The sequence below is a fragment of the Bacillus sp. FSL R5-0585 genome (assembly GCF_038004545.1).
Taxonomy (GTDB): domain Bacteria; phylum Bacillota; class Bacilli; order Bacillales; family Bacillaceae_G; genus Bacillus_A; species Bacillus_A cereus.
In genome coordinates, this window is the sequence record NZ_JBBORJ010000001.1 from 1848843 (window position 1) to 1873114 (window position 24272).

Genomic DNA, 24272 nt, shown 5'->3' on the forward strand with positions numbered 1-24272 from the left:
CCTCCAACTGCTTATATTAAACTCAACGTGTACCCATATAATATATTCCATCTATTATAAATTTCAGCTCTTAATTTGAAATGAGCGGACATTTCCCTACATATAACTCACTATTGATTTGTTTTATAACAAACTATCTATTATTTACTACATTAACCTCATAAACACGTAAAAAAGCAATTAAATGCTCACATGCTCTTTCACATGCTAGCATTTTAAAGATTTTTTGTTCTTCTTTCGTTTTATCATTTGCTTGATCTGAAGCAGCTTTTAAACAGAGAAATGGTTTTTTATTTATTTGGCATACATAGGCGAAAGCTGCTACTTCTTGATCAACTGCCAATGCTCCATATACGGTATGGAGTAAATATCTCATTTCTGAACTACGAATACGTTGATCTCCTGATAAAAATGTACCGAAATGTATCGGATCATACGATCGTATTTTTTTTATTCTTCTTACAAGTGATTTTGTTGTTTCAATAGGTGCTGTTCTACCGTTATATAAATTAAAAACATCTTCTCCTGAACCAGCAGCAGTAACATCATGTTGTATTGCGTTTAGTGCGACTACAATATGACCGTTTTTCACCTTGTTTGATAAACTTCCGCATATTCCTGTCATAAACAACTCATCTGGCTGAAACTCACTAATTAACAATTGTACACAACTAGCGCAGCTTACTTTACCGACACCAGTAACAACTGATATAATTTCCAGCTCATTAATAGTATGAAAATGAAATTCCCAAGCTGCTCTTTTTTCAACACGTTCACTTGGATAATGTTGATGCAAATACGTCAGTTCTGGTTCCCATGCAGATACAATTGCAATACGTTTCATTACACGCTTCACTTCCCCTATTGTCATTTAAATAAGTTATCTATACTTTCTCGTTCATAATCTGGAATCCATTCTTTGTATTTCTTATATAAATCTCGTATTATTTCTTTATTCTTCGCAATTACTTCACATCCTCTATCATCATACATAAACATGACAATATCTTTCGTTGCATTTATGAGAAATACATCTGGATAAGAAATTTCTTTTTTTCGTCCAAATCGAGGAAATAAATCAAAGAAATCCTCATGATTAGCAACTTGTATAAGCGATTCATATTTAATATGTTCCGCAAGGCATTTTAAAGAAAAATGATATGTACAATATAAATCTGCTTCTTCATCTTCAAATAAGAACGGTAACGTTTCTTATCTTATATGAAACCTTAAATCTCTTTTCTTAATATATTTATTGTATACATTTATTTTCTGTGGAGTTTTTATATTTTCCTTTTTAAATCTATAAACATTTGTCACTACAAACACTACATCTTCTTTTGAAAATATGTCTTCAAATAAGAATTTATTATATGTATATAGTTGAGAAAAGTATTCCGTATTTAAATTGTCGGTTCCTTCTACAATTTGATATTTATCTTTTCCAAAATCAAAATGTAAATGATTTTCCCACTAAGAATATAAGTAGGGTACTAATGTAACTCCTGGAAATGTTTGATTCATATATTCTTTTAATTGCATTTCCTTGTCCTTTCTACTGTACAATTCCTTTTAAATCCCAGTATGCTTCTTCTAGCCATGGATGTATAACTTTCAATGTATCTTTCCTTTCCCACAAATATGAAATATATACAAAAGCTGCTTTTTCCAAAGATTTTTCCAATCCTTTTTTTATTTCTATTAAATATGGTGGTGTCCCTTTTTGATCCCATTCTATTTTATCTGCAACAAATAATACTAAATCCATCTTCGTTGCATGTTTACGCAACGTTGTGTGGCAACAAATTGCATTTAAAATTTCTTCATCTTCTACTTTAAATATTTCTTTTGCGATTACTCTCGATAGTTTTTGATGAATGATCATAGGAAACTTTCTTTCTGCTTCCACTATTTCTACACCAAATTCTTCAGTAACTGCAATCCGCTCCTCGTTCGGAAAAATGCCACTAATATCATGTAAATATCCTGCAATTGCTGCTTTTTCTTTATCTACGTGAAACTTTTCTGCAATCTTTTTTGCCACATTTGCCACACGAATTGAATGTTTATATGTAAACTCTTTATTATATTTTAGTAGAAAAGCTTTAATATCATTTTCTATTTTTCCAGTTGGAGTAAATGAATATATCTCATTACATAACATAGAAAATCCCCCTTATAACTAACTTTCATTATAATGTAGGATCTAAATATCCTCGTTATTTTATATTCGTTATTAATCTTTTTACTCCTTTTTAATACGTTACATGAAATTTTATACAGAATCATCGCTACAAGTACATAAATGTTTGATATTATAGTAATGTTGATGATTTGTAAGGAAAGGAACTACACAATGAATAAAAACATATTAATTATTGATGATGATAAAGAAATTGTTGAATTACTTGCTGTTTATTTGCGAAATGAAGGCTATAACATTTATAAAGCTTATGATGGCGATGAAGCATTGCAAAAGGTTTCTACATATGAAGTTGACCTTATGATTTTGGATATTATGATGCCAAAGCGAAACGGATTAGAAGTTTGTCAGGAAGTGCGTGAAAATAATACTGTACCAATTCTAATGCTTAGTGCAAAAGCAGAAGATATGGATAAAATATTAGGTCTTATGACAGGTGCCGATGATTATATGATCAAGCCATTCAATCCATTAGAATTAGTAGCAAGAGTGAAAGCTTTATTACGAAGATCATCTTTCCAAAACGCTACTTCGCAAAAGAATGAAGATGGTATTATTCGTATTCGCTCTGTTGAAATACACAAACATAATCATACTGTTAAAGTAAATGGAGAGTATATTAAACTAACCTCTATTGAATTCGATATTTTATATTTGCTTGCAAGTAATACAGGAAGAGTATTTAGTTCAGAAGAAATTTTTGAACGCGTTTGGAATGAAGATGGTTACGGTTCAAATAAGACTGTAATGGTCCATATTAGCAACTTACGGGATAAACTTGAAACAGTAATAAATGGAGAGAAATTTATTCACACTGTTTGGGGAGTTGGCTATAAAATTGAGAAATGAAGCATTTGATATATTAAAAGATATCCCTAAATGGAAACTTATTTTTTGGCTCTTATTAGCTATCACACTCACGCCTATTACTGAATTAATTATTTATCGCCTCGTTACGAGTGTAATTGAGAGTTCACTTACTCTAACTGAACTCGGTAAAGAATTCATTCGAATTTTTGGTTATGAAAAGTATAAAGGGATTAAAGAATCGTTATGGATGATGATTGTATCTTATTTGTTTTTATTTTCTATTTTTTCATCCTATCTTTACATTTTTTATCGCCACGAGAAAAAACTTTACTATGAAACTTGTATTAAAAAAATGATAGAAGAAATTCGTTATATTGCAAATGGAAACTTCAATCATAAAGTTTCTATTGTAAATCATAATTATCTAGAAGAATTAGCAATCGGGGTCAATGAAATTGTTGAACAATTAAAAGTCTCCATTGATGAAGAAAGACAAGCGGAACAAGCAAAAAGTGAACTTATTACAAATGTATCACATGACTTACGCACTCCCCTTACTTCTATAGTTGGATACGTAAATTTAATCCATCATGATAATTATAGAGATGAAGTAGAATTGCGATACTATATTCAAGTCATTTACGATAAAGTAACTCGTCTTAATGCATTAATGAATGACTTGTTCGAATATACACGTGTTCAAAATAAAGAGTTAAGCTTGTATTCTGTTCCTATTGACATAGTAGAGTTACTTGGACAATTAACTGTTCAATTCCGTATACAATTTCAAGAAGCAAATATAGAATGTCGACCTTCTTTCCCATCTCAAAAGCTCATGGTATTAGCTGATGGTGAAAAATTAGTGCGTGTGTTTGAAAATCTTATTATAAACGCTATCGCTTATGGAAGCGAAGGTCGCTATATTGACCTTACTGCTTATGAAAGCAATAATATGATTACAATTGATATAACAAATTACGGACAACCTATTCCTAGTACGGATTTACCTCATATTTTTGAACGTTTTTATCGCGTTGAGAAATCTCGCTCTACAAACACTGGTGGATCTGGACTTGGATTAGCTATTGCAAAAAGTATAGTCGAATTGCATAAAGGAACAATTGAAGTATATAGTGATGATGAAAAAACAACATTCACTGTAAAACTACTCCCATACAAATGTTAATATTATAAATAAAAAGTTCAATTTCTTATCATATAAGAAATTGAACTTTTTCCATTAATGCCCAAAATTTAATAATCCTTTATAATTCTTTAGAAATTCTTTACCTTTTCTTTCTTCCTAATTAAGCATTCCTTTTTACAATACTAGTATTGATGTCATAATAGGAGGATCGCTTATGCAATTCTTAAAGAAATTCGCTATTTTATTATTATCTTTTTTTATTACTGCACTTATCGTTTTATATTTTTATCTTTATGTAAATGGTCCGATTATTCAAGCTAAATCAGCTATTTTAATAAATGCTAATTCAGGTGAAATTGTTTATAAAAAAAATGAAGAAACTCCGATACAATCAGCTGCTTTATCTAAATTAATGACAGAATATATCGTATTGGAGCAACTAAATGATAGAAAAATACAGTTAGATGACTTCGTACAAATAAGTAACGAAGTTTTCCGAGTAGAAACAAGCCCTATACAAGTAACATCGAATGATAAAACAACGGTTCGTGATTTACTTCATGCATTGCTACTGGCAGGGAATAATCGTTCTGCACTCGCTCTAGCAGAACACATTGCTGGAAATGAAGATAACTTTACAATATTAATGAATAAAAAAGCAAAAGAACTAAAGTTATTACAACCATCTCCATTTCTAAACTCTACTGGAATTAATAATGATACAAATAAACAATCAACTACAACAGCGATAGATGCAGCTAAACTAGCAGCACGATTAGTAAAAGATTTTCCAGATGTATTGAATATTACGAAACTAACCTCTTACCAATTTACCTTCAAAGATTCCCAAGTTTTCAATACGAATAAAATGATATATTCCCTTAATGAAAACATTAAACTTCAAGGTGTTGATGGCTTACAAACTAGTTTTTCAACTAACGGTAATTATAGTTTTGTCAGTACAGCAAAACTTGGAGATACTAGACTAATTTCAGTAATATTAGATGCAGATGAAGAAAACATTTCATTTATTGAAACAAAAAAGTTACTACAGTATGGTTTTGATCCTTCCTCGTACTCTGCACTCCAAGCTTTTAAAGACGCCCTTACATCCTGGACAATATTACTTCAGTTTAAAAATTTAATTATACAAACTATAATGATTTTTTTAATCATTACCACCTTAATGTTTTTACATATACGTCAGAAAAAATCCGAGGATTTCAATTAAGAAATCTTCTTATATATAAAACCGACTTGCGCTTAAGATGCAAGTCGGTTTTTAATTCTATCATCCTCTTCAAATTTGCTGAAACTGGTTGCAAGTTTAACTTCCTCGCCCATATAGATAGCTGACCAATATGATGAATTTCATATCCCATTACATGTCTTAAAACCTATGTTTTTTGAGGCATACATCCATCTCTGTTTCCTTTCGTTGTATTCGTTTGTTTAGTTTAAATGGGTTAATCTATTAATTCTATTAAATCCAACAATTGAACTATTACATATTAAAGTTCTATTCATATACTGTAGTAGATTACTAGAAAGGAGGCTTAACTATGGATAGTTGCGTTGTATTTGTAAACGGACAACCTTTTTTAGTTCTTTCAGTAGCTGGTATTGAAATTGCTAGATTAGAGATTTCCCTTCAAGTAGCATTAGCTCTAAGAGTGCTTGGGATACCAATCTGTGATTAATTACCAAATTAAAAGAAAAAGAGGGCATTAGCCCTCTTTTTTTATTTTCTTCTCACCTTTTCTTAACAACAAACAAAATTCAAATTTAATTAATTATAAAAAATTAAAGTATATGAACGTTACATGAAACACTTGTTAAGATAGCTGTCCTTCACACTATTTATTTCGCCGACATTATATAATCAAAGCACACAATGATTAACTTTTTATACGTCTTATTTTAAGTGTGCTAGCATTCTAGGCTAGATAATTATGACTGCAAAAAAACTTCAAGTTCTCGTTTATATAAATTAAATAACGCTTTCACTTTTTGAATCGATTGATAATCTTTAAATTGCTGTTCTCTATCTTCTTATCCTTGAAGAGCACTAATCCAACTATACTCTACATCTACAATATGAAATAATGTTTCTAACATACCCCCAGTTTGCAAAGTAAATCTTCCTCTGAAAGTTGTTCACACCACTTAAACCAATCATCTCTTACTTGCCAATTATATTGAAATAAAGTGTACACATTTATCTCTCCCTTACTTCAATTATCCACCTAACAGCATCTGTTATACATTTAACCATTGACAATCATTTCTCTTCGGCCAAGTTCCTCTACAGCGTGATTAATTATTTCACTTACAGATAAAGAACCATCCAATATGATATCTGAATTTGGCTTAACAGTATGAATTGCCTCTAAATAAGCTTTTCTCGCATATGTCATGTAATGTTCTAAATCATTATGTATTTCATCTATTGTACCTTCCTTAAAATCTCGCAAAATCCTTCTAGCCATCGCAATATCTAAAGGCGTATCAATAAATATAGTTACATCAATGAACTTTCGCATCTCACTATTTAAGTTTGCAAAAGGATAATCTATAATAATATAGTCTAAGCTATTATTTTGTATAAGTTGCTCAATATCATGAATTAATGGTGTTAATACCCACTCGTCATAATTCGCCCCATCATCAATCCATTTACAAATATCAGCAGGACAGTTATCAAATGTATAACTATCAAAATATAAAGCTTTTGAGTTTTTAAACTTATGCTTTAATCTTTCTGTAATTGTAGTTTTACCTCCCCCCGAAACAGCTGCAATTGAAATTATTTTTGTTTTATTATCCACTATACCCACCAAGACCCTTTCGTTAACATAATATAATTATAAATTACTATCGTTGCTACTTCTTCCATTCATATTCTAACATACTCATTTCCCATAAATTCCAATACGTTTCTCCTACTCTTTTTGACTCTCTTAATAAGCCTTCTTTTACAAACCCTATTTTTTCGTAACATGAAATGGCCGATGTATTAAAATCATACACACCAAGAGTTACTCTATGTAGTTTTAATTTGTCAAAAGCAATATGAAGTACTGCTTTCATCATATGTTTTCCTATAGAACGTCCTCTCATCTTCGTATTACCAACTAATACTTTTCCAATTCTAGCGGACTTGTTAATATTATCTATTTGCCCAAGCGAAATATGACCAATAACGTCTGAAGTCTCTTCATCTACCACTTTGAAAGCGAATGTATTTGCACTTTCTATATACTTCTCTAATTGCTGTTCGTCTAAAGGAAATGTGAAGGCATTACCTGACCATTGTATTAGAAATTCTTCGGAATTAATCCAATTTATTAATTGTTTATAATCAGATTTTTTAAAGGTTTCTAGTTTAATCACTTCCTTGCTCCTTTCGTACATCATGTTTTATAACCTCAAACTTATTTCTATATAAAGAATATATTCTCCTTTTATATGAAATTAAAATAAAGCCATTCATGTGAATGGCTTTACAAAAAAGCAGCATAATTATGCCTTGTTTGCTACATCAATACCATTAAAATCAAAGTCAGCCGTAACCGTTGTAACAGGTGGGAAAATTGCTTCAATTTTGCAAATGGAAATAATTACTCCAACCGATCCAGGAATAGCCGCAAGCTTAACTACATCACAACTTACAGACGAAACAGTACCTACATAAGTACGTCCCTCTGTGTTAATTTGAACTGTTCGATTAATTAATTTCTTAAGTTCATCTCTAATTCCTTGTACACAAGAATTATCACATTTCTCATGCTGTTCTTTTTTACACTCTTCGAATACTTCCCAACAATCATCCTGTTTACATGTACACTTCTTTTTACAATTATTAAATCGAGAACCCAATACCTCACCCCCTAATCATTTCTATTAGTAAAGTATGTCCACTAGCTTAAAAGGGTACGAGGCAAACGCATAAAAAGAAAAAAACAAGCAATTGTACCAAACCTTCTTTTCATTATTCATTATAAAAACAGACCTCTCCTAATTAAAAGCTTGTTTAATGAGCGGCCGTGAATTTAGTCCTACTCCATTTAATGTTTAGACACCGCTTTCTAAAACAAACCTTTTTTCTTTTAAATAAGACGCTCCTTAAAAACGCACTAGATTTTCCCATTAACTCACATATACATAGACTTTATTTGTGGATTTTTCCTTTGTTATTGTGAAATATACATTCAAAAAAGCGTACTCGAAAATAAGATATTATTTGTAATCAGAACGCTTTCTTCAACAAATGTTTATTAAAAAATACCATAACTAGTAGTAGTTCCCTCCACTATCTCTTAAAAATTAGCATAGTTTGTATGAACTCTATATCGAGTAGAAAACACTCTATCATATAGAGATAAAATAGTAGGTTAATAAACAAGCCATTTTTTTATTAAAACATAGAATAATATGAACACTATTGAAAGGAGGTAGAAATAAATGTCATGGAAAAATGATTGCTGGAGTTCTCAGAAAAAGCATTGTAATGATGATTGGTGGAAATCTAAAGAAAAGTGTCATTGTGATGACGATTGGAGTTCTCAGGAAAAACATTGTAATGATGATTGGAGTTCTAAACGAAATAAGTGTCGTTGTAAATGTTTCTTTATTTGTTGCCATTGTAAAAGAAAAAATTGGTAATATTTTCAATCTCAACTTAAAGGAAAGAATATGTCTTTTGGAACCAATCGGACTTTTCCGAAAAGTTGATCCCTCACCTACTTCCTTGCTTTCGCTAAATTTTTAGGTGGGGGGCATTACTGCCTGACAAATAGCGAGATAAATACTAGAATGTAATATATAAAAAGCTGACTGAGTATAGTCAGCTTTTTATATATGAACACGTAAAGGTTTAAACAGACATATAAGCAGTCACGCTTTGTCATCACCTTGTTGTTGTAAATTAGTATTCCCCCATTGAATAGACATTCTATAATATCGTATTTTGATTAAAACTATAAAACATACTTAACACTAATAGTAGAATTTTTCTTCTTCATCAAATTCACTTCTTCTTTTTTTATAAACATAAAAAAGGAGCTCTATTTATATAGAGCTCCTTTCTAATTTTATAATTTACTAGACTGTAACCCCTGAATAAATGGAACTACTTCAGGATTTACAAGTGAAGACAAATCACCTAATTCTTTTCCTAAGTAAGCTGCTTTAATAACACGGCGCATTACTTTAGAATTACGTGTTTTCGGTAAATCTTCTACAACGTGGATGTCTTTAGGACACAACGCTTTTCCAATATGAGAGTTTACTAAACTCATTAATTCTTTCTTTAATTCTCCTGTAAATGTTACATGGTCTCTTAATACTACAAAACAATGACAAACTTCACCTTTTACTTCGTCAGGTACACCAATTGCAGCAGCTTCAATTACATCGTTATGTTTCACAAGAATAGATTCATATTCAGCAGGTCCAATACGTTTACCTGCAATATTTAACGTATCGTCTGAACGCCCTGTGATGATATATTGTTCACCATCGTAAATGACCCAGTCACCGTGGACCCATTTATTTTCAAAACGCGACCAATATGTGTTTATGTAACGTTCATCATCTTCCCAGAAGCTTTTCGTCATACCTACCCAAGGTTTCTCTAAGCATAATTCTCCGACCTCATCCCGAATTGGTTTACCTTGATCATCCAGTACGACAGCTGCCATTCCTGGTAAAGATGCGTTAAAACTAATCGGTGCTATTGGCTTAATAAGAACATTACCGAAAATCCCACCAGAGATTTCAGTTCCACCTGAGTAGTTACAGATTGGGACATATCCTTTTCCAACTGTTTCAAACAGCCACATCCATGGATCAGGATTCCAAGGTTCTCCTGTTGATGCGAATACTTCCAAACTCTTTAAAGAATGTTTATTGACATACTCATCACCTTTTGCCATTAATGCTCGGATTAACGTTGGCGAAATACCTAAATGAGTAATCTCATATTTATCAACTGTCTCCCATAACCGGTCTGCTTCTGGGAAGTCTGGAACACCTTCGTACATAACCATCGTTGCTCCATTAATGAGTGAACCAAATAATAGAAACGGCCCCATCATCCAGCCCATATCAGTTACCCATAATACACGATCACCTTGTTTAATATTCATTCCAAATCCTGCATCAAAAGCTGCTTTCAAAGGAAATCCTGCATGCGTGTGTACTGTTCCTTTCGGCTTACCAGTCGTTCCTGATGTATAAATGAGCATTAATGGATCATCACTTTGCATTTCCTCTGCATGTATGAATGGTTTTTCTTTTTCTAGCGTACTCCACGAAAAGTCATAGTTATGTGGTGTAAAATCATTTCCTGCATGACGAACGATAACAACTTTTTCAACAGTTGGGCAATGTTCACAAGCTTTATCTACTTCATCTTTTAAAGAAACAATTTTACCGCGGCGTGAAAATCCATCTGCGGTAATAATCATTTTTGAACCTGCCGCTTGCACACGTGTCATAACTGCATCAGACGCAAAGCCTGAGAATATTGGTGAAATAATTGCTCCGATTTTCATTACAGCTAGCATCGCAACAACTGTTTCTGGAATCATCGGCATATAAATTGTTACACGGTCACCTTTCTCAATACCCGCGTGTTTCAAACCATTTGCAACACGGCTTACCCAGTTGTCAAGCTCTTCATATGTAAATGATTTTGAAGTGCCATTTTCCCCTTCGTACTGAAGTGCTGGCTGTATTCTCGTCTCTTCATCCGCAAGCCAGCGAGATAAAGCTGATTCTACAACGTTACATGTTCCGCCATTATACCACTGTGCAAACGGTGTACCATTTTCTAAATCTAACACTTCTGTATAAGGTTTCATCCATTGATAGCCTACTGCTTTTTCTGCCTCTCCCCAAAACCAAGCTGTTTCCTCAATAGATTTATTATAAAAAGTTTCATAGTCTTCATATCCCAATGATTTCATCCAACCATATAAACGTGTTTTTTCCTTGTACTCTTCTGTTGGAAACCAAACTGCTTGTTTCAATGTTTTCCCCTCCTTAACTTTTTGAGCAAGAAAGCCCTAAATAGGGCTTTTAAACTGGATATACAGGATGTTTACGATCTGTGAATACTTGATATTTGCTCATATACATTTCAAAACGTCCTTTTAACTCTTCACGTAAATTGTTTGGATGAACAATACCATCAATCACCATCTCTGATGCTAAGTGGTATATATCAATATCTTTCTTATACTCTTCACGTTTTTCAGCAATGAAACTAGCACGCTCTTCTTCTGGTAAAGTTGCAATTTTATTTGCATATACAGCATTAACCGCAGCTTCTGGACCCATTACCGCAATAGAAGCTGTCGGTAATGCCAGACAGCAATCTGGTTCAAATGCTGGACCTGCCATCGCATATAAACCAGCGCCATATGCTTTACGAACAACGATAGAAATCTTCGGTACAGTTGCTTCACTCATTGCAGAAATCATTTTTGCACCGTGGCGAATAATACCGGCACGCTCTACTTTTGTACCAATCATAAATCCTGGTACATCCGCAAGGAATAATAATGGAATATGATATGCATCGCATAAATTAATAAACTTAGCAGCTTTATCAGCTGAATCATGGAATAATACGCCGCCCTTCATACGCGGCTGATTTGCAATAATACCAACTGGCTTACCATCAATACGTGCTAAGCCTGTAATTAGTTCTTGAGCAAATAATTTTTTCACTTCATAGAATGAACCTTCATCAATAACTCTATTAATGAGATCTTTCATATTGAAAGGAGCATTTTGATTTTCTGGAATGATTTGTTCTAACGTTTTATCGAATTGTTTCGGTTCTTGAGGTGTAACCAATGGAGTCTTTTCTAAATAGTTGTTTGGAAAATATGAAATGTATTGTCTTGCTTGTGTAATCGCATCTTCTTCCGTCTTACATAAAACATCTCCGCATCCTGATACAGAGCAATGCATACGAGCTCCGCCCATCTCTTCTAAAGTTACCTTCTCACCAATAACCATCTCAGCCATACGAGGAGATCCTAAATACATAGATGCATTTCCCTCTACCATCATTACAACGTCACAAAAGGCTGGAATATACGCACCACCAGCTGCAGAAGGTCCAAATAACAAGCATACTTGAGGAACTTTACCTGATAACTTCACTTGATTATAGAAGATTCTTCCTGCACCGCGGCGCCCTGGGAACATTTCTACTTGATCTGTAATACGCGCTCCAGCAGAGTCAACTAAATAAAATAACGGAACACGTAGTTTTTCAGCTGTTTCTTGAATACGTAAAATCTTTTCAACTGTGCGTGATCCCCATGATCCAGCTTTTACAGTAGAATCATTGGCCATTACACACGCAGTACGACCATGTATTTTACCCGTTGCCGTTACAACGCCATCCGCAGGTAAGCCTGTTTGTTCACAGTTAGCAAATAATGCATCTTCTACATATTCGCCATTATCAAATAGAAGCGCTAAACGGTCTCGAACGAATAATTTTCCTTTTGCTTTATTTTGCTCATGATATTTCGGTGCCCCGCCTTGTTTAATTGTTTCAACTCGTTCTTCAAATGAATTAGATTGTTGTTTTTGGTCTAACATATTTACTCCCCCTTATACATCGGTTTGCGTTTTTCTTTGAATGCCTGTAATCCTTCTATGCGATCTTTCGTATGGATTACACCTTCATACGCTTGTTTTTCCATTTGTAATCCGGTATGTAAATCAACTTGAATACCATTTGAAATTGCCTCTTTTGCTAATCGAACAGCAATAGGTCCATTACTAGCAATTTTCTCTGCTATTTCAATCGCTTTCTCTTCAAGTAAATTAGCTGGTACAACAAATTCTACTAAACCGTATTCTTTTGCTTCTTGCGCTGAAATACGTCTACCTGTATAAATTAATTCTTTCGCTCTACCAGCACCAATTAATCTCGGTAAGCGCTGTGTACCACCTGCTCCTGGTATAATTGCAAGTGTCGTTTCAGTAAGACCAAGACTTGCAGATTCAGCAGCAATTCTAAAATCACAAGCTAAACTTAATTCCGTACCACCACCAAGTGCAATTCCATTTATAGCAGCAATAACTGGCTGTGGTAATTGTTCAACCATCTTCATAGTAGTACGAATCATACTAACAGCATGGCGAACTTGTTCTTCATTCATACCGGCACGCTCTTTTAAATCTGCACCAGCACAAAATGCTTTTTCACCAGCACCAGTCAAAATAACTACACGTGCGTTTGAATCTTCACTTATTTGAGTTAATATCGTTTGTAATTCATCTAATAATGCCAAAGATAATGAGTTTGCTTGTCTTGCACGATTTAACGAAATCTTTACTACGTGAGGTGTTACATAATCAACGGAAATGTTTTGTAATTGTAGCATCTACTCACCTACTTATCGTTTTATGTTGAAGCGCTCTATACACATGACTCGGTAATTGGATATTCAACTTACTTTGAATAAATTGACTAGCTCTCAATAACTTTTCTTCGTCTATATTCGTTTGGACTCCTAATTTATGGAGCATATGTACTAGGTCATCAGTGGCAACATTACCTGATGCTCCTGGTGCATAAGGGCAGCCCCCGAGTCCACCACAAGAACTATCAAACGTTGTAATACCGTATTCTAATGATTTAACTACATTCGCTAGAGCCATTCCATACGTATTATGAAAATGCATTGCAAACTGCGAAGCATCATACTTCTTTAATAGGTGTTCTAATACTTGTTCTACTTGTAATGGATTCGCTACACCGATTGTATCCCCTAGAGAAACTTCATAAATACCGTATGAAAATAGTTGATTACATAATTCGTCAACTGCTGCGACACTTATATTCCCTTCATAAGGACATCCAAATACAGTAGAAACATAGCCTCTTACCTTTTTCCCTTCGAATAATGCCTGTTTTGTTATATCTTCAATTACGACTAATGCTTCTTTGATCGATTTATTAATATTACTTTTATTATGAGATTCACTTGCTGATAAAAAAACATTCACCTCATCTACATTTTGCAAAAAAGCTCGTTCCAAACCATTTTGATTCGGAACAAGCGCAGCATATGTAACATTGGGATCCCTTTTCAGCTCAGAAAATACATCATTTGCATCCGCTAATGCAGGGACCCATTTTGGGTGAACGAATGAGGAAACTTCAACATACGACAATCCCGCTTCTGTAAGTAGTTGAATCCATTTTACTTTATCTTTTGTGCCAACAATCTTTTTTTCATTTTGTAAGCCATCACGTGGCCCGACTTCTTTAATGACAGCAAAATTAGGTAGTTTCAATTCGCTTCCCCCTATATCTCCCTATTCAATTTCTAATAATACATCTCCTTCATTTACAAAATCGCCTTCTTGTACATTAATTTTCATAACTGTGCCAGCTTCTTCTGAAATGATTGGAATTTCCATTTTCATAGATTCCAAAATGACGACATCCTGCTCTTCCTCTACTGTATCTCCTACTCCTACAACAATCTTCCAAACGTTTCCTGCCATCGATGCGTATACTTTCGTCATCATTTTTTCCCCCTTAATATTGTTAAATCTTATTTTTTAACGAGTTGTTTCGTTACAAAGCCTGTTGTATAAATACCCTCTTTGAACACTTCGTCTTCCAAAACTTGCAGTAGCATTGGTGTGTTCGTTTTAATACCTTCTACTTTTAATTCCTCTAGAGCATCATGTAATTTTGAAATTGCTTCTTCACGAGTCTCGCCATGTGCAATGACTTTCGCAATCATTGGATCATAGAAAGGTGTAATCGTTACATGATTTTCTAAGAAGTGATCAATCCGTACATTTGACGGTAATGTTAAATCTGTAATTTTCCCAGGTGACGGGAAGAATGTTTTCGGATCCTCTGCATAAATACGAGCTTCAATGGCATGACCACTACGTTTTACATCATCCTGAGTAAATGATAGTTTCTCTCCACTTGCAATCAGAAGTTGTTGTTCTACAAGGTCTAATCCCGTAATTTCTTCTGTCACTGGATGCTCTACTTGTAATCTCGTATTCATCTCTAAGAAATAGAAGTTCTTCTGATCATCTACAAGAAACTCAACTGTACCTGCATTTGTATAACCAAGTGCTTTGGCAGCTTGTACAGCAACTTCCCCCATCGCCTTTCGTGTACCTTCATCTAAAAATGGTGAAGGTGCTTCTTCGATTACTTTTTGATTTCGGCGCTGTACCGAACATTCACGCTCCCATAAATACACTGTGTTACCATGTGTATCTGCTAAAAGCTGAATTTCAATATGATGCGCGTCTGCTATATATCGCTCTAAATACATTTCTCCGTTACCGAAGAAGTTTTGCGCTCTTGTTTTATTACTTTCAAACGCTTTGGTGAGCGTTTGCTCAGTTTCCATCAACTGCATACCAATGCCTCCACCGCCTGCGGATGCCTTAAGCATTAATGGATAACCAATTTGTTTTGCAATTTCAATTGCTTCTTCAGCAGTTTCAATATTTGTAGTAATACCTGGGACTACTGGGACATCTGCTGCTTGCATTGCGATACGTGATTCGATTTTACTTCCCATCTTCGTAATGATTTCTTCTGAAGGACCGATAAATACAATTCCTTCTTCTTTGCAGCGAACCGGAAAAGACGGATTCTCTGATAATAAACCATAACCCGGATGAATTGCTTCTGTATTTGTCTTCTTAGCTATTTCAATAATTTTTTCAAGGTTTAAATAGCTTTCTTGGACACGCGGTCCACCTACTAAGTAAGCTTCATTTGCCATTTTCACATGAAGGGCATTTTCATCTGCTTCAGAATAAATAGCAACAGTGCGAATGCCAAGTTTTTGACAAGTTTTCATAATACGAACTGCGATTTCTCCGCGATTTGCAATTAATATTTTTTGAAACATAGTGATTCCTCCCTTTTATCTACATCCTAAATGTCTAGCAATTACGAGACGTTGAATTTCAGAAGTTCCTTCACCAATTTCTAATAGTTTCGCATCACGAATATGTCGTTCAACTTCATATTCACGCATATAACCATATCCACCATGAATCTGTACTGCTTGATTCGCAATACGGCTTGCTGCTTCCGATGCAAATAGTTTTGCCATTGCCGCTTCTTTGCCGAAAGGTTTATCATTATCTTTTAACCAAGCTGCTTTATGTACTAAATTGCGTGCTAGCTCTACTTCAGTCGCCATATCAGCTAATTTAAATTGAATCGCTTGGAAATTAGAGATTGACTTTCCAAATTGTTGACGTTCTTTCGCATATTGCAATGCACGTTCAAAGGCTGATTGCGCAATACCAACTGCCAATGCTGCGATTGAAATACGTCCTCCATCAAGTGTATATAAAAATTGTTTAAAACCTTTATTTACATCACCAAGAATATTTTCTTTCGGTACACGAACACCATCAAGTACGATTTCACAAGTATTAGAAGCGCGAACGCCCATTTTATCGTAAGGACTAGAAATCGTTAATCCTTCACTAGTAGTAGGTACGATAAATGCTGAAATGCGTTTTCTACCATTCTCTTCAACACCGTTGACAGCGGTTACAATAATTGTATTTGCATACTCTGCGTTTGTAATCCAACACTTCTCACCACTGATTACATACTCATCGCCATCTAGTACCGCTTTCGTTTGAGTACCACCTGCATCTGATCCAGCATTCGGCTCCGTTAATCCGAAGGCACCTAATGTTTTACCTGACGCCATTGGAACTAAATACTTTTGTTTTTGTTCTTCTGTACCGAAATAATAAATTGGAGAAGCACCTAATGAAATTGTTGCAGCATAGCTTAAACCAGTGCCACCACAAGCGCGACCAATTTCTTCAACTGCTAACGCATACGATACAGTATCGCCACCTGAACCTCCATACTCTTCTGGGAATGGGATGCCTAATAATCCTAGTTCGCCCATTTTTTGAAATGTTTCATATGGAAACTCTGCAGTTTTGTCATAATATACAGCTTTCGGTGCGATTTCCTTTTCAGCAAAGTCACGTACCATTTCTTTAATCATTTGTTTTTCGCGAGTTAGAGTAAATTCCATTCCGCTACACACCCCTTATCGAATATTGAGTTTCGACAGCGTGCGAGTTTCTACTACAAACATAACAACTTAAAAGACAAGAATATTAGTTAGACAATTGCTATAATTCTGTCATAACTTAATTTTAAAACAGATTCTGTACTAATGCACAAAAAAATTCCTACATTGTTCTACAACAACATAGGAGATTTTGTGTCGAATTATGTAATTTATTGTTTAATAATCTCTACCTTTTCCCGAATCAGAAATTTCTACTAATGCTTCAGGGTATGGTTCGAAATACGTTTGTCTTAATAAATACTTTTCATCAAATCGAATGGCCCATGATTTTAAAATTGTAAGTAAACTACTAAGTGGTATTTTCTTTTCTGCATACTTTTGTAACAGTTCTATAAAATGATCTTTTTCTTGTTTTTTTAGCTTTGTTTTAAAGTATCCAAAAATGTGCTCGCATACATTTACATTCGATGTATAGCGGGGGGTGCGCATAAATAATTCATATAAAGTCTTCTCATAGTTTTCAAATACAACTTCAATCTTTTCATTTTTTTGATTTGCAATTATACGCCCTAATTCCTTTTGTTTCACTTGATTGTATGCCATAAATAAATATTTATTGTCCGACTGAAACGATACAAGGTCTTTAATATTTTTATTATGTTTAATCATTTTGTAATATGCGATTGTAAATAACCTTGTAAAGAAATGCTCTCTAATAATAAAATTCGACAATCTACCTTCCTCTTCAATAGGAAGATGCGAAAAATTTTTTACTACTGCTCCGCCAAATAAGCCTGATCCTTTTCCCTTTGCTGGCGCTTTTTCAAAACCAGAATAAATTTTCACATCACGCGTACCACAACTTGGCGAACGATTCTTTAAAATAAAACCATCCACATCCGATATCGTTTGTAAAAAGTCATTTGAAAACCGCTCCATTTTTTCAGTTACATCTTCTCGTGTCGACGGTTGCACAAGTCTGTTCTCACCATTTTCTTCTACAATTCGTATCGTTTCACGAGGAGTTCCCAATCCAATCTCCACTTCTGGACAAACAGGTATAAATGTAACAAATGGCTGCAAATTTCGTATTGTTACATCTGGAATCATCTCTCCATTATATCGACAAGCATCAAATTCTAAACATTTACTTACGACGATTGTAGGTTTTGCAAATTGTCGCATCTCATTACCTCCTTAGTGCTAGTCCGTATACTATAAATTGTACTAAGATTAACATTTTAAGCAAAGTTTGATTCATTTATTTTTATGAGAAATATATATCCAATAATATATTAACAATCATTCAACTCTATTTTCAATAAATGTGCGCCCTATTATACTGGTTTAGATATTGTGAAATGAATAATACACAGATGCTCCGGAGAAATTAATGATTAAGAAAGGAGGGAATTGTTATGAAAAAGAAATTATCATCTATTTTAAGTGTTTTAGCACTCTCTATTATGTTTTTAGGTACATCTGCGCAAGCTGAATACGATGGAAATAATATGAATAGAGTGAATAACACTGATATTTCAACTCGAGTAAATGACAATAATTTAGACAGAGTTAATAATGATGTAAGAACTCGAAATGTAAATACAACAAATGATTTAAATGATAATCGTGATAGAAATAATAATTGGGCTTGGCTTGGTTTATTAGGACTAGCAGGATTATTAGGTCTTAGAAGAAGAGACAAAGAAACACGCTGATTTAGAATGTTTTTAATAAACAAGTACTTATTTATCAAAAATATATAACGAAAATAAATCGCCTTTTTAAAGGCGATTTATTTTTACTTAAAAAGTAATGCATGTAATTCACACTTCGACGATTAAATTCGTGGAGTTAATCCATACAATATAAATTGAATCGTATTTTCAATTTCTTCTTCATCATTCCATTTTTCTTCAGGCAATAATAAAAATCGTGTTAATAATAAACCTAATACAGCTGATAAAGTAAGACGTAGTACGGAAGATGGTGGTATCTCAATAATCTCTCCTTCTTCTTGAAATTTCACAATCAACTTTTTGAAATGTGAAAACAGTTCTGTTTCTACTAATTGCTGTATTTCATTTTTTAGTTCTGGTTGAAATGGTACTTCTTGAATTAATATTTTTATCATAGGAAAGTGTTTTTGAGCAAATTTAAATCTATTATGAATTACAACCCTTAAAAGTCCTTCATACGATTCATACTCTGATTTAAATATTTCTTTTGCAAAGGTTTGTACGAAAAATGGTGCAGCGAACTTAGTTAAAGTTGGCATTACGACCGCTAGTAATAAATCTTTTTTCGTCTTATAGTAGCGGAAGATGGTTCCTTCCGCTACACCAGCACGCTTTGCAATTTCACTTGTTGAAGTTGAAGCGTATCCTTTTTCTCCAAACATATCAACAGCCGCCTCTAATATTCGCATTTGACGTTCATTTCGTTTATCCGTATTAGTTGCAGCTATTAATTCCTCCAGCCAATCCTTCTGCATTTATAAAGCTCCTTTTTGTCATTATTATATTTTGCGATGTTTCTTTAAAGCAAATACATTTCCTACTGCAAATAATAGTGAAAAAAGTAATAACACAGTAAGATCTAATGCAATCTCTGTAAACCCTTGATTCCGAATCATCACTTGTCTCATTGCGTCAGCGCCGTATGTGAGTGGAAATGCTTTCCCTAACATTTGGAGCCACTTATTCATAGATTCCATTGGAAACAATCCAGAAAAGAAGATTTGTGGCACTATAACAAGCGGTATAAATTGAATCATTTGAAATTCATTATTTGCGTATGCCGATAAAAACGTACCTAATGTTAGTGCAGTTAAAGAGAGCATACATGTAATAAGTAGCGTTAGCCATATGGAGCCAGCTACGTATAAATCTAAAATATAAACGGAAAAGCTTACGATAATAATGGATTGTATAAAGGCAAAGATTCCAAAACCAATAATATAACCTGCGACTATTTCCCATCTTCTTACTGGGGTGGATAATAACCTTTCTAGCGTACCACTTAAACGTTCTCTTACGAAAGATACACCTGATAATATAAATACAAAGAAAAATGTAAAGAAACCAATTAATACAGGACCAAGCCCATCAAACATCGTAAAGTCTTTAGAGCCATGTAAATAATTTACTTCAGGTTTCATAATCGATACATCATTCTTCTCTGTGCTTTTTTGCAATACTTGAAGTACAGCACGATTTTTTGACGAATCACTACCTTCCAACAGAAGTTTCATTTTTCCATTCTCTATACGAAATACTGCATCTACTTTTTGTTTTTCCAACTCAGAAATCGCCTTTTCCTTACTGTATTCATAAATTGACGCTTCTTGATTTTTCATCATTTTTACTATTTGAGCGGGCATATCAACAACAGCAATTTGCGGTATATAGTCTTTCTGTGTAAACACTAGTGACAAAAGCCAAAGTAATAACATCGGTGCTCCAAACATCATTGCTAACGAACGCTTATCTCGAAAAAATTGACGAATAATACGTATAATTACACCAGTAACTCTCATGATGGCACCACCTCTTCTAGCAAAAAGACATCTTCAATCCGTCCAGATGACACGCGTTTTTTCAATTCTTCAGTTGTTCCAACCGCAACTAGTTTCCCTTCTCTAATTAACCCTAGACGCTCACAAAATTCAGCTTCATCCATAATGTGCGTCGTTACAATAATCGTTGTGCCTTTCTTTTTAAGATCATAAAATTTTTCCCAAATCGTTTTTCTAAGAAGCGGATCTATCCCCACTGTAGGCTCATCTAAAATTAATATTTCTGGTTCGTGAAGGAGCGCTATTGCTAATGATAAGCGTTTTTTCATTCCACCTGAAAATTGTTGTACTTGCTTTTTCATATACTGAGACAATTGTACAAGTTCAAAAACCTCTGCAATTCTTGTCTTTTTACGTTTTCCCTTTAGTCCATACATCGTTGCTATAAAATCTGCATTTTCATATGCTGACAATTCTTCGTATAATGCATCCGCCTGAGCCATATAACCAATTCTTTTCATTTCATTTAAATTAGGCATATTAGTATTATTAACAAGCACTTCACCTTTCGTTGCCTCATTAATACCTGCAATCATTTTAATGAGCGTTGTTTTCCCCGATCCAGAAGGTCCAACAAAACCAAAAATTTCTGCTTTTTCAACTTGCAATGAAAGATTGTGTAACACTTCTTTTTTTCCAAAACTTTTTGATACAGTCCGTAAAATAATTGAAGGTTGTTGCATGTTTCATCCTCCTTTTCCAATAAAATGAGTGAGTACTCACTTTTATTTTACCCTTGCTTAATTATATGTCAAACTTCATTGATTAGTATGTATGTTCAATCAACGATATTAAACAATGAAACAGAGTCGACATTAGAATTTCATTTCCTAAAGTCGACTCTGTTTCATTTAAACTATAAATTTCACTTTACGTCTTTAAATTCATATACTTCCGAATTCTAGCAACATCTAAAGAATATTCAATAACTAATTGCTGTAACGGTAAAATAACTGTGTCAGGATATAAATGTGCATATTGTAATGTTTCTGCATATTTTTCTAACCTTTTTTCTAAATACTTTATTATTTGATCAGGATGACTTACTAATAAACATTTACAATAATAATGTATTTGTTCCTCAATCGCCGTGTATTCTTCAATTTCATATTCTTTATGCATGTGTACACCCCTTTAAGTTTTTTACATGAATTACTTATCACAATTTTCACTCGACAAATTTTAAGTTTTTTGATTATTTACACTATAACAAACAATCAGGGTCAAATTTTGTTACTTTATGTAACGTAGAAAATTTTTAACAAAATTGTAATGTTAACTCCTGCAAAATACATAAAGCCCCTTTACTCATTATTGTATAAAAAAATCGTACAGCTTAATTTAACTGCACGACTACAATCTCTGGTCTATTCAAAATTCTTTGCGGAATGATACTATTCCCTAATCCTCTACTCACTACTATTGATGTATTTTGTTCTACATATAAACCTGCTGTATATTTAGGTAAAACACCTTGATTTGGAGCAACTAATCCACCGATAAATGGCAATCTAACTTGCCCTCCATGAGCATGTCCCGATAAAACCAAATCCAACCTCTCATTCGTATATTCCTTTATAAATTCAGGCCTATGGGATAATAATACATTATATCTATCTGGCTGCATTTCAATTTTTGCTTTTTTAATTTCATCTATTATAATATTTCCTTCATCACGGTTTCCAGTACCAAACTCTGGATCATCAATACCTAGCAAGTTTATCTCTTGCTCACCCTTTCGAATGCCTACATGTTCATTTCTTAAAATATTGACACCATATTTCTTCAACTCTTTTTCTAAACTGTTATACTTTCCAGACCATTGTTCATGGTTTCCTGTCACAAAATATACAGGATACTTCTTTACCATTTCTCGTATTAATTGCATACTAACTTCTGCATCGTATGATTTACTGTCAATTAAATCACCCGTAATCGCAATAATATCTGGGTCTATACTTTTTATTTTTTGAATTAACACATCTTGATTATCGCCAAATTTTTTATTGTGTAAGTCTGAAATTTGTAGAATTTTATACCCTTTAAAAGAGGATGGTATTTTACTAGAGGTTATTTTAATCTCAGTTATACTTATTAAATTGTTCTGTAAATATAAAAAGATTGTAAAACCTACTAATATACAAATAATCATTACAATTCTATTAATTTTCTTTTTCATATTTTCTCCTTTACATTCTCATCAAACACTTCTATATGCTAACTGAATTATATTATACTTTCTTGAAATTTATTTAAATCAATATAATAATACAGTACATGAAATTTCGTATGAGATATGTCATATATATTCGTTATATTTTTACTTTTACCTTTTTAATAATAAGAATACAAAAACGACTCTTATCACAAGAAAAGAGTCGTTTTCTAACTTTATACTTTTAATACTTTCATGTTAAAAATGCGAAAACTAAAATACTATTTAAGAGCCTTAACTATAACTTTAGTTGCCTCTGCAATGAGTTGATTATCATAGGTTGCCTCTTTCTCATCTTTACTAGATAAAATTGCGATGATAATTGGTGCTCTATTTGGAGGCCAAACGATAGCAATATCATTTCTTGTCCCGTAACTACCAGCACCTGATTTATCTCCAACTACCCATTCAGTTGGTACGCCTGCACGAATAAGTTTGTCCCCTGTAGCATTTCCTTTCATCCACTCTGTAAGAATTTTACGTTTTTCAGCTGGAAGTGCATTTCCGACCGTAAAAGCTTTAAGATTCGTAGCAATAGCTTTCGCTGTACTAGTGTCACGAATGTCTCCTGGAATAGCTTCGTTTAATTCTGTTTCAAAGCGATTAGACATAGTAATCCGATCCCCCATATGCCTAAGCGCTTTTTCATATCCTTTCGGTCCTCCTATTTTATTAAATAAAATGTTCCCTGCAGTATTATCGCTTGAACGAACAGCGGCCTCAGCAATTTCTCCTAGTTTCATTCCAGTATCTACATGTTTCTCTGTAACAGGTGAATAATCCACTAAGTCTTCTTTCGTAAATGTGATTACTTCATTTAATGTATCAATTGAGTTTTGCTGTAGTAATACTCCTGCTGCTAAAGCCTTGTAGGTTGATGCGAAGGCAAATCTTTCGTTAGATCGATAAGAGATTGTTTGATTTGTACCAGTATCAATCGCATATACACCTACTCGAGCATCAAATTTTTTCTCAAGTTGTGAGAACTCTTTATGCGTCGCCTGATTTTTATGTTTCACTTGTCCAGTCTTTTCTTTCGCTTCAACTTGCAGTGCCCCTCCTGTAAAAGCTTCTAGGCTTGTAATACTTAAACCTAATATACCAACGCATATTCCTATTTTTAGCATCCTCTTATTTTTCAAAATCATCATTCCTTCCAAATTTTTAGCACCTTTTTATACGTACACATAATAGACAATCACCGAACCAAATTTGTTCCACAAACT

Annotated in this window: 25 protein-coding genes and 2 pseudogenes; 6 read left to right on the top strand and 21 right to left on the bottom strand. The window is 33.6% G+C overall.

The genetic code is table 11. The features are described from left to right. Window positions 1-133 precede the first annotated feature (133 nt). From mtnN to yqeK, 3 genes and pseudogenes are all read right to left on the bottom strand, one after another. Window positions 134-871: a 5'-methylthioadenosine/S-adenosylhomocysteine nucleosidase gene (gene mtnN / locus MKY38_RS09560; protein ID WP_001987381.1), complete on the bottom strand. Its 738-nt coding sequence runs from the start codon at window positions 869-871 to the stop codon at window positions 134-136. Next, window positions 868-1542 (bottom strand): annotated as a pseudogene (locus MKY38_RS09565) (DUF3885 domain-containing protein). Before MKY38_RS09565 ends, mtnN begins: the two are co-directional and overlap by 4 nt. A gap of 13 nt (window positions 1543-1555) precedes the next feature. Continuing rightward, the gene (gene yqeK, locus MKY38_RS09570; RefSeq protein WP_341048825.1) at window positions 1556-2164 is read right to left on the bottom strand and encodes a bis(5'-nucleosyl)-tetraphosphatase (symmetrical) YqeK; all 609 of its coding nucleotides are present in this window, start codon (window positions 2162-2164) and stop codon (window positions 1556-1558) included. Between the two features lie 192 nt (window positions 2165-2356). Here yqeK and MKY38_RS09575 point away from each other — a divergent pair, with 192 nt between their 5' ends. The 4 genes from MKY38_RS09575 to MKY38_RS09590 all read left to right on the top strand — a co-directional run bounded on the left by MKY38_RS09575 (window position 2357) and on the right by MKY38_RS09590 (window position 5860). Continuing rightward, window positions 2357-3052 (top strand): response regulator transcription factor, encoded by a 696-nt coding sequence (locus MKY38_RS09575; RefSeq protein ID WP_001038807.1) that lies wholly within the window; start codon window positions 2357-2359, stop codon window positions 3050-3052. After that, complete coding sequence (locus tag MKY38_RS09580) at window positions 3042-4199, top strand: sensor histidine kinase (RefSeq protein ID WP_001243309.1); 1158 nt, start codon at window positions 3042-3044, stop codon at window positions 4197-4199. The genes MKY38_RS09575 and MKY38_RS09580 overlap by 11 nt, the downstream gene beginning before the upstream one ends. Window positions 4200-4374: 175 nt before the next feature. Continuing rightward, window positions 4375-5391 (top strand): D-alanyl-D-alanine carboxypeptidase family protein, encoded by a 1017-nt coding sequence (locus MKY38_RS09585; protein ID WP_001160043.1) that lies wholly within the window; start codon window positions 4375-4377, stop codon window positions 5389-5391. 331 nt (window positions 5392-5722) lie between these two features. Beyond that, window positions 5723-5860 carry a DUF3956 domain-containing protein gene (locus tag MKY38_RS09590; RefSeq protein ID WP_000376554.1) on the top strand — a complete coding sequence of 46 codons (138 nt, stop codon included), beginning with the start codon at window positions 5723-5725 and terminating at the stop codon, window positions 5858-5860. 256 nt (window positions 5861-6116) lie between these two features. On the opposite strand, the pseudogene MKY38_RS09595 reads toward MKY38_RS09590, so the two are convergent. The 4 genes and pseudogenes from MKY38_RS09595 to MKY38_RS09610 form a co-directional block, all read right to left on the bottom strand. Further along, window positions 6117-6376 (bottom strand): annotated as a pseudogene (locus MKY38_RS09595) (DinB family protein); the annotation flags it as partial. A 51-nt stretch (window positions 6377-6427) separates the two neighbouring features. Beyond that, window positions 6428-6997, bottom strand: a complete 570-nt coding sequence (locus MKY38_RS09600) for a hypothetical protein (protein WP_370940960.1) — start codon at window positions 6995-6997, stop codon at window positions 6428-6430. A 46-nt stretch (window positions 6998-7043) separates the two neighbouring features. Further along, window positions 7044-7577, bottom strand: coding sequence for a GNAT family N-acetyltransferase (locus tag MKY38_RS09605; protein ID WP_000990086.1), 534 nt, complete (start codon window positions 7575-7577; stop codon window positions 7044-7046). Window positions 7578-7682: 105 nt separating this feature from the next. Continuing rightward, window positions 7683-8039, bottom strand: coding sequence for a hypothetical protein (locus tag MKY38_RS09610; protein ID WP_000535573.1), 357 nt, complete (start codon window positions 8037-8039; stop codon window positions 7683-7685). A gap of 565 nt (window positions 8040-8604) precedes the next feature. On the opposite strand from MKY38_RS09610, the gene MKY38_RS09615 reads away from it, so the two are divergent. Continuing rightward, entirely contained in the window at window positions 8605-8931 is a 327-nt protein-coding gene (locus MKY38_RS09615) for a hypothetical protein (protein ID WP_193224761.1), read from the top strand. A gap of 322 nt (window positions 8932-9253) precedes the next feature. On the opposite strand, the gene MKY38_RS09620 is transcribed toward MKY38_RS09615, so the two are convergent. The 8 genes from MKY38_RS09620 to MKY38_RS09655 all read right to left on the bottom strand — a co-directional run bounded on the left by MKY38_RS09620 (window position 9254) and on the right by MKY38_RS09655 (window position 18439). Further along, window positions 9254-11194, bottom strand: coding sequence for an AMP-binding protein (locus MKY38_RS09620; protein ID WP_114556076.1), 1941 nt, complete (start codon window positions 11192-11194; stop codon window positions 9254-9256). A gap of 49 nt (window positions 11195-11243) precedes the next feature. After that, window positions 11244-12785, bottom strand: coding sequence for an acyl-CoA carboxylase subunit beta (locus MKY38_RS09625; protein WP_000886745.1), 1542 nt, complete (start codon window positions 12783-12785; stop codon window positions 11244-11246). A gap of 2 nt (window positions 12786-12787) precedes the next feature. Continuing rightward, window positions 12788-13576: an enoyl-CoA hydratase gene (locus tag MKY38_RS09630; protein ID WP_000939795.1), complete on the bottom strand. Its 789-nt coding sequence runs from the start codon at window positions 13574-13576 to the stop codon at window positions 12788-12790. 4 nt (window positions 13577-13580) lie between these two features. Next, on the bottom strand, window positions 13581-14492 hold the full coding sequence (gene mvaB, locus MKY38_RS09635) for a hydroxymethylglutaryl-CoA lyase (RefSeq protein ID WP_000775438.1): 912 nt from the start codon (window positions 14490-14492) through the stop codon (window positions 13581-13583). Between the two features lie 21 nt (window positions 14493-14513). Further along, on the bottom strand, window positions 14514-14729 hold the full coding sequence (locus MKY38_RS09640) for an acetyl-CoA carboxylase biotin carboxyl carrier protein subunit (RefSeq protein WP_001987345.1): 216 nt from the start codon (window positions 14727-14729) through the stop codon (window positions 14514-14516). A 26-nt stretch (window positions 14730-14755) separates the two neighbouring features. Next, window positions 14756-16093 carry an acetyl-CoA carboxylase biotin carboxylase subunit gene (locus tag MKY38_RS09645; RefSeq protein WP_000486756.1) on the bottom strand — a complete coding sequence of 446 codons (1338 nt, stop codon included), beginning with the start codon at window positions 16091-16093 and terminating at the stop codon, window positions 14756-14758. A gap of 15 nt (window positions 16094-16108) precedes the next feature. After that, window positions 16109-17254 (bottom strand): acyl-CoA dehydrogenase, encoded by a 1146-nt coding sequence (locus tag MKY38_RS09650; RefSeq protein WP_000397282.1) that lies wholly within the window; start codon window positions 17252-17254, stop codon window positions 16109-16111. A 216-nt stretch (window positions 17255-17470) separates the two neighbouring features. Further along, the gene (locus MKY38_RS09655) at window positions 17471-18439 is read right to left on the bottom strand and encodes a DUF1722 domain-containing protein (protein ID WP_114556077.1); all 969 of its coding nucleotides are present in this window, start codon (window positions 18437-18439) and stop codon (window positions 17471-17473) included. A gap of 233 nt (window positions 18440-18672) precedes the next feature. Here MKY38_RS09655 and MKY38_RS09660 point away from each other — a divergent pair, with 233 nt between their 5' ends. Next, window positions 18673-18972, top strand: coding sequence for a WGxxGxxG family protein (locus MKY38_RS09660; RefSeq protein ID WP_000728151.1), 300 nt, complete (start codon window positions 18673-18675; stop codon window positions 18970-18972). Window positions 18973-19094: 122 nt separating this feature from the next. Here MKY38_RS09660 and MKY38_RS09665 read toward each other — a convergent pair whose 3' ends face one another. The 6 genes from MKY38_RS09665 to bla all read right to left on the bottom strand — a co-directional run bounded on the left by MKY38_RS09665 (window position 19095) and on the right by bla (window position 24194). Continuing rightward, entirely contained in the window at window positions 19095-19748 is a 654-nt protein-coding gene (locus tag MKY38_RS09665; RefSeq protein WP_001168193.1) for a TetR/AcrR family transcriptional regulator, read from the bottom strand. Window positions 19749-19772: 24 nt separating this feature from the next. Then, window positions 19773-20792, bottom strand: a complete 1020-nt coding sequence (locus MKY38_RS09670) for an ABC transporter permease (protein ID WP_001266717.1) — start codon at window positions 20790-20792, stop codon at window positions 19773-19775. After that, the gene (locus MKY38_RS09675; RefSeq protein ID WP_001187071.1) at window positions 20789-21514 is read right to left on the bottom strand and encodes an ABC transporter ATP-binding protein; all 726 of its coding nucleotides are present in this window, start codon (window positions 21512-21514) and stop codon (window positions 20789-20791) included. The genes MKY38_RS09670 and MKY38_RS09675 overlap by 4 nt, the downstream gene beginning before the upstream one ends. Before the next feature lie 187 nt (window positions 21515-21701). Further along, window positions 21702-21953, bottom strand: a complete 252-nt coding sequence (locus tag MKY38_RS09680; RefSeq protein WP_000548621.1) for a hypothetical protein — start codon at window positions 21951-21953, stop codon at window positions 21702-21704. A 214-nt stretch (window positions 21954-22167) separates the two neighbouring features. Beyond that, on the bottom strand, window positions 22168-23010 hold the full coding sequence (locus MKY38_RS09685; protein WP_070180142.1) for a metallophosphoesterase: 843 nt from the start codon (window positions 23008-23010) through the stop codon (window positions 22168-22170). A gap of 257 nt (window positions 23011-23267) precedes the next feature. Further along, the gene (gene bla, locus MKY38_RS09690; RefSeq protein WP_070180258.1) at window positions 23268-24194 is read right to left on the bottom strand and encodes a class A beta-lactamase Bla1; all 927 of its coding nucleotides are present in this window, start codon (window positions 24192-24194) and stop codon (window positions 23268-23270) included. Window positions 24195-24272: the final 78 nt, after the last annotated feature.